The 13,571-nt window shown below is 56.3% G+C and carries 20 protein-coding genes and 1 pseudogene; 14 read left to right on the forward strand and 7 right to left on the reverse strand.

The genetic code is table 11. The features are described from left to right. The first annotated feature begins 50 nt into the window (after positions 1–50). The 3 genes from astB to ompC all read left to right on the forward strand — a co-directional run bounded on the left by astB (position 51) and on the right by ompC (position 4,035). Positions 51–1,391, forward strand: coding sequence for an N-succinylarginine dihydrolase (gene astB / locus ACF8MC_RS01625; RefSeq protein WP_164104826.1), 1,341 nt, complete (start codon positions 51–53; stop codon positions 1,389–1,391). A gap of 10 nt (positions 1,392–1,401) precedes the next feature. Continuing rightward, positions 1,402–2,385, forward strand: coding sequence for a succinylglutamate desuccinylase (astE, locus tag ACF8MC_RS01630; RefSeq protein WP_353038264.1), 984 nt, complete (start codon positions 1,402–1,404; stop codon positions 2,383–2,385). A 567-nt stretch (positions 2,386–2,952) separates the two neighbouring features. Next, a complete protein-coding gene (ompC, locus tag ACF8MC_RS01635; protein WP_353038266.1) occupies positions 2,953–4,035 on the forward strand; it encodes a porin OmpC in 1,083 nt (360 codons plus the stop codon). A 242-nt stretch (positions 4,036–4,277) separates the two neighbouring features. On the opposite strand, the gene ACF8MC_RS01640 is transcribed toward ompC, so the two are convergent. After that, on the reverse strand, positions 4,278–4,502 hold the full coding sequence (locus ACF8MC_RS01640; protein WP_033634903.1) for a biofilm development regulator YmgB/AriR family protein: 225 nt from the start codon (positions 4,500–4,502) through the stop codon (positions 4,278–4,280). Between the two features lie 122 nt (positions 4,503–4,624). Further along, on the reverse strand, positions 4,625–4,816 hold the full coding sequence (locus ACF8MC_RS01645; protein ID WP_004934567.1) for a YebW family protein: 192 nt from the start codon (positions 4,814–4,816) through the stop codon (positions 4,625–4,627). Positions 4,817–5,044: 228 nt separating this feature from the next. On the opposite strand from ACF8MC_RS01645, the gene lysM reads away from it, so the two are divergent. From lysM to ACF8MC_RS01670, 5 genes and pseudogenes are all read left to right on the forward strand, one after another. Beyond that, positions 5,045–5,491, forward strand: a complete 447-nt coding sequence (gene lysM / locus ACF8MC_RS01650) for a peptidoglycan-binding protein LysM (RefSeq protein WP_033634902.1) — start codon at positions 5,045–5,047, stop codon at positions 5,489–5,491. A gap of 278 nt (positions 5,492–5,769) precedes the next feature. After that, positions 5,770–5,910 (forward strand): hypothetical protein, encoded by a 141-nt coding sequence (locus ACF8MC_RS01655; RefSeq protein ID WP_162846225.1) that lies wholly within the window; start codon positions 5,770–5,772, stop codon positions 5,908–5,910. A gap of 23 nt (positions 5,911–5,933) precedes the next feature. Then, positions 5,934–6,098, forward strand: a complete 165-nt coding sequence (locus ACF8MC_RS01660; protein ID WP_162846224.1) for a hypothetical protein — start codon at positions 5,934–5,936, stop codon at positions 6,096–6,098. A gap of 105 nt (positions 6,099–6,203) precedes the next feature. Beyond that, positions 6,204–7,145 carry a pirin family protein gene (locus tag ACF8MC_RS01665; protein WP_353038271.1) on the forward strand — a complete coding sequence of 314 codons (942 nt, stop codon included), beginning with the start codon at positions 6,204–6,206 and terminating at the stop codon, positions 7,143–7,145. Between the two features lie 427 nt (positions 7,146–7,572). After that, positions 7,573–7,927: pseudogene (locus ACF8MC_RS01670) on the forward strand (DUF1304 domain-containing protein). 21 nt (positions 7,928–7,948) lie between these two features. Here ACF8MC_RS01670 and ACF8MC_RS01675 read toward each other — a convergent pair. Together ACF8MC_RS01675 and ACF8MC_RS01680 are read right to left on the reverse strand one after the other, a co-directional pair. Then, entirely contained in the window at positions 7,949–8,335 is a 387-nt protein-coding gene (locus ACF8MC_RS01675) for a helix-turn-helix domain-containing protein (RefSeq protein WP_004927697.1), read from the reverse strand. A gap of 446 nt (positions 8,336–8,781) precedes the next feature. Further along, positions 8,782–8,994 carry a YccJ family protein gene (locus tag ACF8MC_RS01680; RefSeq protein WP_004927694.1) on the reverse strand — a complete coding sequence of 71 codons (213 nt, stop codon included), beginning with the start codon at positions 8,992–8,994 and terminating at the stop codon, positions 8,782–8,784. Between the two features lie 184 nt (positions 8,995–9,178). Between ACF8MC_RS01680 and ACF8MC_RS01685 the strand changes: the two genes are divergently transcribed. Further along, positions 9,179–9,418: a DUF2766 family protein gene (locus ACF8MC_RS01685; RefSeq protein WP_004927692.1), complete on the forward strand. Its 240-nt coding sequence runs from the start codon at positions 9,179–9,181 to the stop codon at positions 9,416–9,418. Between the two features lie 40 nt (positions 9,419–9,458). Here the strand turns inward: ACF8MC_RS01685 and ACF8MC_RS01690 are convergent, their stop codons facing one another. Continuing rightward, a complete protein-coding gene (locus ACF8MC_RS01690) occupies positions 9,459–9,692 on the reverse strand; it encodes a YobH family protein (RefSeq protein WP_004927690.1) in 234 nt (77 codons plus the stop codon). 161 nt (positions 9,693–9,853) lie between these two features. Between ACF8MC_RS01690 and ACF8MC_RS01695 the strand changes: the two genes are divergently transcribed. Together ACF8MC_RS01695 and ACF8MC_RS01700 are read left to right on the forward strand one after the other, a co-directional pair. Further along, positions 9,854–10,012 (forward strand): PhoP/PhoQ regulator MgrB, encoded by a 159-nt coding sequence (locus ACF8MC_RS01695; protein WP_004927688.1) that lies wholly within the window; start codon positions 9,854–9,856, stop codon positions 10,010–10,012. Between the two features lie 81 nt (positions 10,013–10,093). Then, entirely contained in the window at positions 10,094–10,369 is a 276-nt protein-coding gene (locus ACF8MC_RS01700; protein WP_033647694.1) for a YebO family protein, read from the forward strand. Between the two features lie 36 nt (positions 10,370–10,405). Here ACF8MC_RS01700 and fos read toward each other — a convergent pair whose 3' ends face one another. After that, positions 10,406–10,813, reverse strand: coding sequence for a fosfomycin resistance glutathione transferase (fos, locus tag ACF8MC_RS01705; protein WP_033647693.1), 408 nt, complete (start codon positions 10,811–10,813; stop codon positions 10,406–10,408). Positions 10,814–10,983: 170 nt separating this feature from the next. Between fos and ACF8MC_RS01710 the strand changes: the two genes are divergently transcribed. From ACF8MC_RS01710 to ACF8MC_RS01720, 3 genes are all read left to right on the forward strand, one after another. Then, a complete protein-coding gene (locus tag ACF8MC_RS01710) occupies positions 10,984–11,286 on the forward strand; it encodes a phage protein NinX family protein (protein ID WP_004927682.1) in 303 nt (100 codons plus the stop codon). A gap of 74 nt (positions 11,287–11,360) precedes the next feature. Beyond that, a complete protein-coding gene (locus tag ACF8MC_RS01715; RefSeq protein ID WP_025303167.1) occupies positions 11,361–11,597 on the forward strand; it encodes a DUF4060 family protein in 237 nt (78 codons plus the stop codon). Positions 11,598–11,772: 175 nt separating this feature from the next. Then, entirely contained in the window at positions 11,773–13,134 is a 1,362-nt protein-coding gene (locus ACF8MC_RS01720; protein WP_041035524.1) for an amino acid permease, read from the forward strand. Positions 13,135–13,180: 46 nt separating this feature from the next. Here ACF8MC_RS01720 and ACF8MC_RS01725 read toward each other — a convergent pair whose 3' ends face one another. Then, positions 13,181–13,471 carry a hypothetical protein gene (locus tag ACF8MC_RS01725; RefSeq protein ID WP_033654429.1) on the reverse strand — a complete coding sequence of 97 codons (291 nt, stop codon included), beginning with the start codon at positions 13,469–13,471 and terminating at the stop codon, positions 13,181–13,183. Positions 13,472–13,571 lie beyond the last annotated feature (100 nt).

Genomic DNA, 13,571 nt, shown 5'->3' on the forward strand with positions numbered 1-13,571 from the left:
GTCTGCGGCGGCGCGATGGCGCCGCCGCAGGCCATCCCCAGGGGATAGCCATGTCAGGATATGAAGTCAATTTCGACGGTTTGGTGGGGCCGACGCACCACTATGCCGGGCTGTCGTTCGGCAATGAGGCCTCGACGCAGCACCAAAACAGCGTATCGAACCCGAAGCTGGCGGCGAAACAAGGTTTGCTGAAAATGAAGGCGCTGGCCGATCTCGGTTTCCAGCAAGGGGTATTGCCGCCGCAGGAGCGGCCGCACTTGCCGATGCTGCGGCGCCTGGGTTTCAGCGGCAGCGATGAGGCGGTGCTGGCGCAGGCGATGCGTCAGTCGCCGCGCCTGCTGTCGGCGCTCAGCTCGGCATCTTGCATGTGGACCGCCAATGCGGCCACCGTGTCGCCTTCGGCGGACAGCGCCGACGGCAAGGTGCATTTCACCGCCGCCAACCTGAACAACAAATTCCACCGCGCCATCGAAGCGGAAACCACCACCGCCGTATTGCGGGCGATGTTCAGCGACGATCGGCATTTCGCCCACCATGAGGCGTTGCCGCAGGTGGCGTTGTTCGGCGACGAAGGGGCCGCCAACCACAACCGTTTGGGCGGCGACTACGCCAGGCGCAGCGTGCAGGTGTTCGTCTACGGTCGGCAGGAGTTCGGCGGCGAAACGGCGCCGGCGCGTTATCCGGCGCGCCAGACGCGCGAAGCTGGCGAGGCGATCGCTCGCCTGCACCAGTTGGACGAGCAGCATACGGTCTTTGTGCAGCAAAACCCGGCGGTGATCGATCAGGGCGTGTTCCATAACGACGTGATTGCGGTCAGCAACCAAAATGTACTGTTCCACCACCAGCAGGCGTTTCACCGCCAGCAGCAGGCGCTGGATGAAGTGCGCCGCAAGATGGCGTCGCTGGACAGCGAGCTGGTGGCGATCGAGGTGCCGACCGAGCGCGTTTCGGTGGCGGACGCGGTGGCGACCTACCTGTTCAATAGCCAAATTCTTACCAAACCGAACGGCAGGATGATGATCGTGGTGCCGGAAGAGTCGCGTCAGCACGCCGGCGTGTGGCGTTATCTGAACGACATGGTCGGCAGCGGCGGCCCGATCGATGAAATCCGCGTGTTCGACCTGCGCGAAAGCATGCGCAACGGCGGCGGCCCGGCCTGCCTGCGGCTGCGGGTGGCGCTCAACGAACAAGAGTTGAGAGCGGTCAATCCGCGCGTGATGATGAACGAGCGGCTGTTTGCGACGCTGAACGAATGGGTGGATCGTCATTACCGCGATCGCCTGACGCAGGATGACCTGGCCGATCCGCTGCTGCTGCGCGAAGGGCGCGAGGCGCTGGATGCGCTGACGTCGATCCTCGGCCTCGGTTCCATCTATCCATTCCAACGCTAACGGAGGCGGCATGATCGATCTACTGCCCCTGACGCTGGAAGGGAACGAACCCGTCGAATGGCAGGGTGAAACACCACAGCTGCGCTGGCGCTGGCAGGGGGAAGGGGTGCTGGAGCTCACGCCGCGGCAGCCTTACCGCCAGGCGATGGTGATGTCGGCGGGCGTGCACGGCAACGAAACCGCGCCGATTGAACTGCTCAATCAGCTGGTCGGCGATCTGCTGGCCGGCCGGTTGCCGCTGAAGGTGCGGCTGTTGGTGGTGCTGGGTAACCCGGCGGCGATGCGGGCCGGCAAGCGTTATCTGCACAGCGATATGAACCGCATGTTCGGCGGCCGCTACCGCAACTTCGCCGCCAGCGGCGAAACCGTGCGCGCGCAGCAGTTGGAGCGTGCGCTCGCCGCCTTTTTCGATGGCGAGCAGGCGGCGCGTTTCCACTACGATTTGCACACCGCCATCCGTGAATCGCGTTTGCCGCGCTTCGGCATTCTGCCCTTCCAGAAACGCCCGTACAGCGAGCCGATGTTGCAGCTGCTGGATGCCGCCGATCTGGATGCGCTGGTGGTGCACAGCGCGCCGGGCGGTACCTTTAGCCACTACTCCAGCGAACATCTCAATGCGGCGAGCTGTACGCTCGAGTTGGGCAAGGCGCGGCCGTTCGGCAGTAACAATCTGCAGCAATTCGCCGCCATCGATCGCGCGCTGCGGGCGGCGGTCAGCGAAGGGCCGCCGCCGGTGCGTGCGGGCGCCGAGATTCGGGTTTTCCGTGTGATGCACTCGTTGATCAAGCACAGCGAAGATTTCAAGCTGCACCTGGACGATGACACGGCCAACTTCACCGAGCTGAAACCGGGGATGTTGCTGTGCGAGCAGCCGCAGGAGGAGTATCGCGTGGGCCAGGAGGGGGCGTGGATACTGTTCCCTAACCCCGGTGTGGCGTTGGGCCTGCGTGCCGGTATGTTGTTGAGCGAAGTTTCCCGTTCTACGCTGTATTGATTTATCCACGGCGGCGCCCTCAGCGCGCCGCCGTTATTCCCTTCATTATTTTAGTCTGCTATTTCCCGCTATTTTAATTGCCGTAAGGCGAATTTTATTCGTTCCGAAGAGATTCCCTTATGTGAATGAATAAAAGGCGGTGTCAGATGATTAGCTGAAAGTCTTAATTGCCTGGTGAATATGTTAAGACAAAAATGTGAAATAAGTAACGTTTTTAATAACCATGCTAATTTTGTTGTTACATTTGAATCGCGCAGAAAGCACGCAAAACGAAACCTAAATGCACCATATTGGTGCGTTGCACCATTTTGGTTATAACTTATGTGGCAAAATATTCATATATTCAATGGGTTGTGTGAGGCTTTCTTTGTAATGTTTAGTTACAAATAAACATGCTTTCTCCTCGTTGTTTCATGAACTTTTTGATTTTAAGTTTTGATTCATGATGCTAATGTCACATCACCCCCGTATTAGGGGTGCTCATAAAATACCAAAAGATAAAATCACAGCCCAAATTATAAATGGGCGTGACGGGCAGGGTTCTAATTATAATATCTAGGAAAATAAATGATGAAACGCAGTGTATTAGCCTTAGCTGTCGCCCTCGGGGCGATCACCTCCTTCGCCAACGCGGCTGAAATCTACAATAAGGATGGCAATAAACTCGACCTGTACGGCCGTGTTAACGCCAAGCATTATTTCAGCGACAGTAAATCCAACGACGGTGATATGACCTATGTTCGCCTGGGCTTCAAAGGCGAAACGCAAATCAATGATCAGTTGACCGGGTACGGCCAGTGGGAATACAACGTCCAGGCCAATCACGACGAAGCGCAGGGCACTACCGGCACCAAAACGCGTCTGGGCTTCGCGGGGCTGAAATTCGGCAACTACGGTTCTTTCGACTACGGCCGTAACTATGGTGTGGTCTATGACGCCGAGGCTTACACCGACATGCTGCCGGAGTTCGGCGGCGACTCCTACAGCTATACCGATAACTTTATGACCGCCCGTTCCAACGGTTTGGCCACCTACCGCAACCGTGATTTCTTCGGTTTGGTGGACGGCCTGAATCTGGCGGTGCAGTACCAGGGTAAAAACGATGGCGACGGCCGCAGCGTGACCAAGCAAAACGGCGACGGTTACGGCCTGTCTCTGGACTATCAGGACATCGGCGGTTCCGGCATCGGCGTAGCGGCGGCGTTCTCCGACTCCAACCGCACCAGCGCTCAAAAAGCGCTGCAGTACGGTAAAGGCGACAGCGCCACCGCATGGACCAGCGCGGTGAAATACGATGCCAACCAGGTTTACCTGGCTGCGATGTATGCCGAAACCCGCAACATGACGCCGATCAGCGTCAACGGCACTTCCGGTTTCGCCAATAAAACGCAAAACTTCGAAGTTGTGGCCCAGTATCAATTCGAGAACGGTCTGCGTCCTTCCGTGGCTTACGTGCAGTCCAAAGGCAAGGATATCGAAGGGATCGGTGATGCCGACCTGGTGAAATACGTGGAAGTGGGGGCGACTTACTACTTCAACAAAAATATGTACACCTACGTTGATTACCAAATCAACCAGCTGAGCGACGATAACAAACTGAAATTGGCCAACGATGATATCGTTGCCGTCAGCCTGACGTATCGCTTCTAATCTGCAATTCCCTTACCTTCATCCTGTGTCGGGATTGGTAATCAGGCGGGGCGCAAGCCCCGCCTTAGCTCGTTGACAAAGGCGGAAAAAGCGTGGTTTTTCCTTCTTTGTGGTGAGCAACCGAAAATCAATGAATTGATTTCCCTTATTTTAAATGCTGTTTTCGGTAAACCTGGCAATGTCATCAGGCTTGTCATTCACCTCAGGCGGGGCGCAAGCCCGGCCTTCGTTTTATCGGGATCTCAGCCTTTGGGCGCCAGCCCGACCAGCTCAATGGCGGAACGCAGCGCGGCGAAACGTTGCTGATCCTGCTCACGCTCTATTTCGTTCACCAGCTGTGAAAGAATATTGCCGCCGGAGACCTTTTTATGGTTTTGGATTAACTGCAACACTGCGTCGCCTAACGCCAGGCTGACGTCGTGCAGCAGAGTTTCATATTGCTCGTTGGAGTGAGCCGATGCTGGCATGACCTTTCTCTGTCTCTTTCTTCTTCGGGAGCCGCAATTTAGCAAAACAGCGGCCTTATGCCTCGGAGGAAGACGCAGTTTCCGATGAAATCAGAAATTCCTCAGCGTCGCGCGGGAGGGCGTTAAAAATCCGAATATTCGCTGGCTGGCAACCAGAAGCCGTCGATAAACTCTTCCATGGGATAACAGCCGGCGTGTCGCAAGTTCTGTTCCTTCATCGCGACCAGGCATTGCGGCTCGTCGCGCAATATGTCGACCACCATTTCACTGCAGCCACCATCCAGATAACAGACAAACATCACCAATGCGTACATCGTTGCACGCCTCCTTCGTCGAGTTGCTCTGTCTGCAACAGTGTAGGTAAAAAAGCGCGATTTTTCAGCATCATTGCGCGATTAATCGCCACCGAAACGCCGCTGACGACACTTTCGGAATACTCTAACCGTTTCTGACGCCGTGAGCGGATGGCATATCCTTTTGTCGATGCTAAGCTTAACTAGCCTTACTTAAACGCATTAGTGAAACCATCAAAAGGAGTGAATATGGGCTTGTTTAACTTCGTCAAAGAAGCGGGCGAAAAACTGTGGGACACAGTCACCGGCAATGCCTCCGCCGAAGATCAAGGCGCCAAACTCAAGGAGCATCTAGATAAGAGCGGCTTGCCGGGCACCGACAAAGTCAATGTGCAGGTGATCGATGGTAAAGCCGTAGTGACCGGCGACGCCGTCAGCCAGGAGTTAAAAGAGAAGATCCTGGTGGCTGTCGGCAACGTGGCGGGCATCAGCGGCGTGGAGGATAAGGTGGCGGTGACGCAACCCGACGCCGAGAGCCGCTTCTATACCGTGAAGAAGGGCGATACGCTGAGCGCCATCTCTAAAGAGATGTACGGCAACGCCAATCAGTACAACAAGATTTTCGAAGCCAACAAGCCGATGCTGTCGAGCCCGGACAAGATTTATCCTGGGCAGGTGTTGCGTATCCCGCAATAACGCGTCGGTCTGCCATAGCCCGGTTGCGTACCGGGCTTTTTTTTGTCCTCTGCAATAGGTGTCTCTTATTTCCCTGCGATCTTGATGCCGGTTACATTTCCCCTGTGTACCCGCTCGCTTGCCGGCAGGCGCGGTGTTGACCCTGATGGGGAAAATTGATAGCGTCATCCCCCGGTTGAGCCGGAACGACCAAGGCGGCAACGTTGGCGCCTTATTCTGAGGGGATGTTTTGCCCCGTCAAACAGCAATGCAGCAGTTGAACGAGTGAAACCGATTTAGTGAAACAACAGCGTAACGCCTCAACGGATAAAAACTATCGAGAAACCTTGGGTGATGCGCAATTTGCGATCGTCGTGTTGGCGGTGGCGTCCTGCTCACTGATTATCTTTACGCTGGCGGTCACGCTGTGGGTGACCTGACGCGATTAACTAGGGGAGATAAAATGGAGCCTAATCTCCATGATGAGACCAAACTGCTGGCGATTATCGGCCTGTTGGTGTCCGTGCTGCTGGTGGTATCAATTCTCTTTGGCGTGACCTATTTCTCCGATCTCAGGCACGCGCAGGACGATATAGACATCATGAGCTGCTATATCAAAGCGTCCTGATCCGCGCAACTGCGCCGGAGCGTCGCCGCTCTGTGGGGAAGCTGTCCTGTGTTAAGCTTGGGCGGTTACCCTTGGCGAATCGGCGCCATTCAGGAGGTCTTTGCGATGAGTCAGTCACGTCCTACGCTCTCTTCACCTGCACGCGAATGCCCTGTCGTTGACGGCGTGCGCCAGATACAACGTATTGCCGTGCGTAACGCAGAAGTGGGGGGCATCCCGATCAACCGCGCGTTACCAACCCGGGAGCGGCGCACCGTCGGCGCCTGGTGTTTTCTCGATCACGCCGGGCCGACGGTATTCAACGGCACCTCGCCCGGCATGGATGTGGGGCCGCATCCGCACATCGGGCTGCAAACGTTCACCTGGATGATAGAGGGGGAGGTGCTGCACCGAGACAGCCTCGGCAGTGAGCAGGTGATTCGCCCGGGCCAGGTTAATCTGATGACCGCAGGGCGCGGCATTGCGCATACCGAACAGTCGGTGGGTGAGCAACGGCGATTGCATGCCGCACAATTATGGATCGCGCTGCCGGCCGAACATGCCGACATGGCGCCACGCTTCGATCATTATCCTGACTTGCCGCAATGGCAGAATAACGGCGTGAATCACCGTTTGCTGGTTGGGGAATTTGGCGCTTACCGTTCACCGGTGTTTACGCTTTCGCCATTAATCGCCATTGACCTGGAATGGCAGGAAGCGGCGAGGATCGAATTGCCGCTGCGCGATGATTATGAAATCGGCTTTTTGCCCCTTATTGGTGCATTTGAACTTAATGGTGAAACTTTTTCACCTGATGAGTTCGCCTATTTGGGCATGAAGAATAACTCTATTGGGTTAAATGCGCAAAAGGGGAGCCGGGGATTATTAATCGGTGGGGCGCCATTAAACGAAGAGAGCCTTATCTGGTGGAATTTCGTTGGCCATAGCAAGGCTGAAATTACTCGGGCTCAGCATGATTGGGAACAAGGGGCGCCGCGCTTCCCGGCAGTTAGCGGTTATTCTGGTGAGCGCATGACCGCGCCACGCCTGCCCTGGAGCGATGTTTGATAGCATTAGGATATAATCGCCGCGATTATTCGGCTTATTTCGCTCTAATAAGGCGCAATTAATGTGATCGCGGCTCCAGCTTTACGACAATATAAGGTTTATCGGCGGAAAAGTGATCTGGCGCATATAATGACAGCGAGAAGAAGTTTAGGATAATCCTCAGGAAGTAAGGTTGTCTCCCGTTAGTCAGATGTCAGTGAGGTCATTATGAGCCAGGTACTCTATCGTGCAAGACTGTCCCATGTCGTGGTTGCCACGGCGCTGTTTTGGGCCTCTGTCGCGGCATTGTTGGTCGCCGTATTAAACTAACCTCAAAAAATGACTCCTGCATAAACCCGCCTCGGCGGGTTTTTTTATCTCCGCCGATGGGAAGATGAGAGGCGGAGTTTATAATTGATGACATCTTCAATAAACGACCGGGATCCTCATGAAGCTCTTTGCCGATATTTTGCTGCTGCTCATCGCAGCGCTCCATCTTTATATCCTGGTGCTGGAAATGTTCCTGTGGCGTACGCCACTCGGCAGGCGCGCATTCGGCACGACGGCGGAGTTCGCCGCCGCCACCCGGGTGCTGGCCGCCAATCAGGGGTTGTACAACGGCTTTCTGGCGGTGGGGTTGGCATGGAGCTACTGGCGTGGGGATATGGCGCTGCAGCTGTTCTTTCTCGGGTGCGTGTTGGCGGCCGGCCGTGTTCGGCGGGCTGACCGCCAGCCGCAAAATTCTGTGGGTGCAGGCGCTGCCGGCCGCGATCGCGATACTGGCGGCATGGGCGGCGCGTTAACCCGCCGGTTTGCGGCGGGCTTCAGGCGGATTTTTGGTGAATGACGTGCAGCGGCGGATCGATATGCAGATCGACGCTCAAATCCTGGCGGAAATCATAGGGCGTGATATTAAAACGCTTTCTGAACATGTACGTGAAGTGAGACTGTGAACCGAAGCCAAAGTCCAGGGCAATATCGAAGATCGACGCTTCACTGCTGCGCAGTTGGTAGACCGCGCCGGCCAGACGGCGTTCGCGAATGTATTTGCCGAGCGAAATTCCCGTCGCTTCTTTGAACAGCTTCTGCATGTGCCACAGCGAGTAGCCGGAGTACTCGGCCAGCTCTTCGAGATGGATCACTCGTCCGAGGTGAGTTTCGACCCATTTGCTGAGGGCGCAGACCAATGAGAGGTGGTGTTCTTGTATCATCAGTGCGTCAGTGTGAGACCTACATAGCGGTGAAGTATACACAACTTGCCGCCGTGGACAAAAACGCCGCCGGTGTCGGGCGGCAATTATTCGGAAAACCGCGTAACCGCCGCTTGTCAGCCGAAAGGAAAAACGGCTAATCTGAGACGGTCACCGCCTCGGTGGGGGACGCAAAGAAGGCCGCAGCAAGTAACCGCCAAAACAGAGTCAGCCGTAACAACTCAACGTTGATGGGGTGATCGCATGTTAATGACAGTGATTATTACTCTGGTTGTAATCGTGGGCGTCGGCGCTTTTATGGCGATGCCGGTGATGAGCATGAAAAACGCGGAAGGTGTGGGAGGTGAAGAACCGTGAGAGCAAGAGATATTGCACGCCGCTGAGCGGGGCGAACGCCAATCGGGAAAGCCTGGGTCAGAAACCCGGGCTTTTTGTTGCGCAGGCGCTCAAACGTTTTTCCGCTCGACGGTTTCCTCTCCCCAATAAAGCTGGTCGGCGGTGGTTTTGGCAAAGGCCTTCTCCAGCGCTTCGTCGCTGCCTTCTTCCCAGATTTTCTGCGCCAACACTTCGTCGTTCCCTGCCAGTTCAAAAATGGCTTCGGCGATCTCCACCGAAGTTTCACGCACTGTCGCCCAGGATTTCACATTGTGATTCGCCATAACTTTCTCCTGTTGGTTGTGGCTTGGGGGTGGTTTTTGCCACCGTCATGCTGCAAGTATAGGCTAATCCGCCGCGGGCTTTTGCCCGGCGGTGCGCAGAAGGGGGAAAAAGACGGGGAGAGCGGGCAATGGCGCGGACGCCATGCTATTCTGTGCGGCGTTTGAATCAAGAAGGAAAGTTATTATGTCTGACATGCTGAGCAACGAGCAGGAATTGGCTTCCGATCTGGTCGCTTGCCAACTGGTCATCAAACAGATTCTGGACGTTATCGACGTGATTGCGCCGACCGAAGTGCGCGACAAGATGGCGGGTCAGCTCAAAAGCATCGATTTCTCCACGCACCCTGCTGGCGCCGATCCGGTGACCCGCCGAGCGATTGACAAGGCGATTGCGCTGATCGAGATGAAGTTTACCCGCAACTGAGGCGGGGCCGCCGCAGAGCGGCGGCGTCGGGCGGTGGCGGTTAATCCACCACCGTTTCGATTTTCTTGAACAGCGGGCAGTCGGCTACGCCGATGAAACCGTTGTCGCCATTCACGTACTGGGCGATCGCCACGTTACGCGCCGTCAGGTATTTGCACTGCAATCCCAACCCGCCAACGTTTTTGTTGCTGCCGATCAGCACGCCGTAGCCCGAGATCAAAAAGCCGCCGTAAATGACCGCCAACACCAGTACCCACTTAATCAATTTACTCATCGCATTTCCTCGTTGTCCCTGAGGGAGCATCTAGCCACGGCGCGCATGCGAGGGCAAGGGTAACAGTCTGAAAACCGGGCGATAGCCAGAAATCTAAACGAAAAGTTAAACTTCGTTTAACTTCGCTGTGATAACATGCGCGATAGATTACCCGGATAACAATGAGGCTGCTAAATTTGTTGCGAAAAAAAATCCTCGTGATAATGACGGCCGTCGCTGCCTGCCTGTTTTTCTACCTGCTGGCGCTGGACAGCTATTGCGACGATGGTGGAAATTTTGCGTTGGGCATCTGTTCGGTGACCCGCTTCGTGCCCTGGTAAGCAATTTTCGGCAGGGATGTTCGCACGGCCGCCGCGAGTGTTAAGATGGCGGCCTGAATGTCGCAGTAGATAGGGTTTTCCATGTACGATTTAGGTTTTGGCCAGAACGGCCTGTTGTCGCTGGCCCTTGCCGCCGTGGCGTTGCTGGCCGGGCTGTGGGTTTGGTTCCTGGTGAACCGCGCCAGCGTGCGCGCCAACGAGCAGATTCGCCTGCTGCAAGAGATTGCCGAGCAACAGCGTCAGCAAACGGCGCTGTTGAAGCGTATGGCGCACCGCGCTGGCACTGACGGCGCTGCTGCTGACGACGACGATCTCAGCCCCGCGCTGGATTTCAAAGGTTTTATCCCCGAACGTTGAGCATGATGCTCCGGCTGGCACTGCCGCCGGGGCGCCTCAGTAAAACACCATGCCCTGATAAGGTTTTTCCCGGCATGCCGCCAGGCGGCTGGCCAAATCGCCGGCATGGATCTCCAATTGATGCCCGTCAGGATCGAGAAAATAGAGCGATTCGCCTTCGCTGCGATTGCTTTTCCACTCTTCTACTCCGGCCTGGCGCAACCGCTGACTGGCCTGTTCAATGTGTTCCGGCGCTACGCTGAAGGCGTAATGGGTGTAATCGCGCTCGTGTTGTTGCGTGCGCTTTTCATCCAGCGACAGGCATAGCCACAACGGCCCCAACGAAAGATAGGCGCCGCCTTGCCAGCGGGCGTGCGGGGTAAAACCCAACAGATGACGATAAAAATCGAAGCTGCGATCGAGATCGCTGACGGCAAGCGTCAGATGGTTGAGGCCGGTCAACATGCATGCGTTTCCTGGGCGCAGAACAGAGAGAAAAGTGTACGCAGGCGCTCAGGAAAGATAAAGGGGGCAAAGCATTAGTAGAGATAATGTGAAAACCGGCGGCGCTGTCATAAAACTGTCGTACAGACATCGTAATGTAGCGCGAACCTTACGAAAGATGGATGAAGCCGATGATTAAATGGTACGAAGAAAGCGATGCCGAAGTGAACCGCAGCATCGCGCTGCTGACCGGAGAGAACCCGGACAAGTGGTATCCCTACGGTGGTGTGAAAGGTAAAGATTACTGCAAGAATCCCTCCGATGCCTGGCCGATCATTTGCGCCAACAAAATCAGTCTGAACCCCGATAACCAAAGCGACAGCCCGCAATGGCAGGCGCGCATGAGCACCCAGGGCGGTGAATGGCAGGCGGACAGCGCCAGCCCGCTGCGCGCGGCGATGATCTGCTTCCTGATGAGCCGACAGGCTAACTGAGTCGAACAATACCGGTGATTGGTAAGAGTTTCTCCTTTTTCTAATAACAGAGCTGTCGTTGGCGGAGGCTGTTTATGAAGCGCATTATCAAAGGTGATAAAAACTTGTCTCATCTGGTGATTGCCCATGCGGCGATCGATCGTCATGCCGAAAGCTTCGGCCAGCGCCGTCAGGGCTGGCCCTCGACCTACCTGATAAAATATCAAAACGATCGCGTGGCGGTGGAAGTGGTCACGCGTCGCCAATCCTATGTCGCCACGCTGATGATCGGCGCGCGCAACCTGACCAAACTGTGCGGAATGCCGGGCTAAACGCCGCTCTTATCCGCTTTCTCACGGTAAAAAAATCGCGCTCCGGCCCGCCGTCTCGGGGCGCTTCTCCTTGATGCTCACGGGGTTAAGTGTTAAAAAGCCGCCCGCAGATACATTTATTGATTGGTGAAATCTTGGCCGATAGCGGCAAGGGTGTACGCCATATGAGGATAAGATGGGCGGTCAGCATCAGGATACTCCGCTAAAACGCGGCTTAAAAAACAGACATATACAGCTTATTGCCCTCGGGGGCGCCATCGGTACCGGTTTATTTCTCGGCATTGCGCAAACCATTAAAATGGCCGGCCCCGCCGTGCTGTTGGGTTACGCCATCGGTGGTTTTATCGCGTTTTTAATCATGCGCCAGTTGGGCGAAATGGTGGTGGAGGAGCCGGTCGCCGGATCGTTCAGCCACTTTGCCTATAAATATTGGGGCGACTTCGCCGGCTTTCTTTCCGGCTGGAACTATTGGGCGATGTTCATTCTGGTCGGCATGGCGGAACTGACCGCTGTCGGCATCTACATTCAGTACTGGTGGCCGGAGATCCCCACCTGGGCCTCCGCCGCGCTGTTTTTCGTGCTGATCAACCTGATTAACCTGGTGAACGTGCGCCTGTACGGCGAAACCGAGTTTTGGTTCGCCATCATCAAAGTGGTAGCGATTGTCGGCATGATCGTGTTCGGCGCCTGGCTGTTGGTCAGCGGCAACGGCGGGCCGCAGGCCAGCATCACCAACCTGTGGCAGCAGGGCGGCTTTATGCCGCACGGCTTCTCCGGGCTGGTGATGGCGATGGCGGTGATCATGTTCTCGTTCGGCGGCCTGGAAATGGTCGGCATCACCGCGGCGGAAGCCGCCGATCCGCGCCGCAGCATTCCCAAAGCCACCAATCAGGTGGTGTACCGCATTCTGATCTTCTATATCGGCTCGCTGACCGTGCTGCTGTCGCTCTATCCGTGGGGGCAAGTGGTGGAGGGGGGCAGCCCGTTCGTGCTGATTTTCCATGCGCTGAACAGCAATCTGGTGGCGACCGTGCTCAACGTGGTGGTGTTGACCGCCGCGCTGTCGGTCTACAACAGCGGCGTTTACGCCAACAGCCGCATGTTGTTCGGGCTGGCCAGCCAGGGCAATGCGCCGCAGGCGCTGACGCGGGTTAACAAGCGCGGCGTGCCGGTGCTGTCCATTGCGCTATCGGCGTTGATTACCTCGATCGGCGTGCTGATTAACTACCTGATGCCCGGCAAGGCGTTTGAGCTGCTGATGGCGCTGGTGGTTTCAACGTTGGTGATCAACTGGGTGATGATCTGCCTGGCGCACCTGAAATTCCGCGCCGCCAAGAACCGCCAGGGCGTCATTCCCAGCTTTAAGGCGCTGTGGTACCCGTTCGGCAACTACCTGTGCCTGGCGTTCCTCAGCCTGATTCTGTTGATTATGTATTTCAGCGAAGGGATCCGCATTTCGGTGTTGCTGATGCCGGTGTGGATTGCGGTGCTGTGGTGCGGGTTTATGCTGACGCGCCGTAAAGGCGCCAAGCGTTAATCGGTATGCTGCGGAGGCGTATTGCGCGCCTCCGCTTCTCTTCTCGTTAGCCGCGCGGCATAAAGGCGCGCCCCTCACTATGCCCCCGCCCCAGCAGTTTCCGACACAGCAGCAGCAGGGTGCTGATCACGTCGATGGCGACCACGCTGAGCATCAGCAGGGCCAGCATGAAGAATCCGAGCAGCGAACCGCCCAGCACCACCAGCGGGGCAGGTACGCGCAGACGGCGCAGCTTCATGGCGAAATACATTTTCCAGTATTGCTTCTGCGCCAGCAGCGCGCTGCGAATACGGCGCCCCAGGCCGATGCCTGATTTGCGGGATGTAGAACGACTCATAACTTCTCCTTTTCTGTATGCCCTACAAGTCAATCACAAAGATCTTAAGAGAGTCTTAACGGGCTCTTGGCGGCCCTGGCTGTCTCACCGGAGTGAGACA

It is taken from the genome of Serratia sp. LACPHL-BACT-2024-00286 (genome assembly GCF_043109535.1).
Taxonomy (GTDB): Bacteria; Pseudomonadota; Gammaproteobacteria; order Enterobacterales; family Enterobacteriaceae; genus Serratia; species Serratia sarumanii.

Coding starts and splice junctions, on each gene's coding strand:
- astB (WP_164104826.1), top strand. CDS start 51: ATGTCAGGATATGAAGTCAATTTCGACGGTTTGGTGGGGCCGACGCAC.
- astE (WP_353038264.1), top strand. CDS start 1,402: ATGATCGATCTACTGCCCCTGACGCTGGAAGGGAACGAACCCGTCGAA.
- ompC (WP_353038266.1), top strand. CDS start 2,953: ATGATGAAACGCAGTGTATTAGCCTTAGCTGTCGCCCTCGGGGCGATC.
- ACF8MC_RS01640 (WP_033634903.1), bottom strand. CDS start 4,502: ATGCCAGCATCGGCTCACTCCAACGAGCAATATGAAACTCTGCTGCAC.
- ACF8MC_RS01645 (WP_004934567.1), bottom strand. CDS start 4,816: ATGTACGCATTGGTGATGTTTGTCTGTTATCTGGATGGTGGCTGCAGT.
- lysM (WP_033634902.1), top strand. CDS start 5,045: ATGGGCTTGTTTAACTTCGTCAAAGAAGCGGGCGAAAAACTGTGGGAC.
- ACF8MC_RS01660 (WP_162846224.1), top strand. CDS start 5,934: ATGGAGCCTAATCTCCATGATGAGACCAAACTGCTGGCGATTATCGGC.
- ACF8MC_RS01665 (WP_353038271.1), top strand. CDS start 6,204: ATGAGTCAGTCACGTCCTACGCTCTCTTCACCTGCACGCGAATGCCCT.
- ACF8MC_RS01675 (WP_004927697.1), bottom strand. CDS start 8,335: ATGATACAAGAACACCACCTCTCATTGGTCTGCGCCCTCAGCAAATGG.
- ACF8MC_RS01680 (WP_004927694.1), bottom strand. CDS start 8,994: ATGGCGAATCACAATGTGAAATCCTGGGCGACAGTGCGTGAAACTTCG.
- ACF8MC_RS01685 (WP_004927692.1), top strand. CDS start 9,179: ATGTCTGACATGCTGAGCAACGAGCAGGAATTGGCTTCCGATCTGGTC.
- ACF8MC_RS01690 (WP_004927690.1), bottom strand. CDS start 9,692: ATGAGTAAATTGATTAAGTGGGTACTGGTGTTGGCGGTCATTTACGGC.
- ACF8MC_RS01695 (WP_004927688.1), top strand. CDS start 9,854: ATGAGGCTGCTAAATTTGTTGCGAAAAAAAATCCTCGTGATAATGACG.
- ACF8MC_RS01700 (WP_033647694.1), top strand. CDS start 10,094: ATGTACGATTTAGGTTTTGGCCAGAACGGCCTGTTGTCGCTGGCCCTT.
- fos (WP_033647693.1), bottom strand. CDS start 10,813: ATGTTGACCGGCCTCAACCATCTGACGCTTGCCGTCAGCGATCTCGAT.
- ACF8MC_RS01710 (WP_004927682.1), top strand. CDS start 10,984: ATGATTAAATGGTACGAAGAAAGCGATGCCGAAGTGAACCGCAGCATC.
- ACF8MC_RS01715 (WP_025303167.1), top strand. CDS start 11,361: ATGAAGCGCATTATCAAAGGTGATAAAAACTTGTCTCATCTGGTGATT.
- ACF8MC_RS01720 (WP_041035524.1), top strand. CDS start 11,773: ATGGGCGGTCAGCATCAGGATACTCCGCTAAAACGCGGCTTAAAAAAC.
- ACF8MC_RS01725 (WP_033654429.1), bottom strand. CDS start 13,471: ATGAGTCGTTCTACATCCCGCAAATCAGGCATCGGCCTGGGGCGCCGT.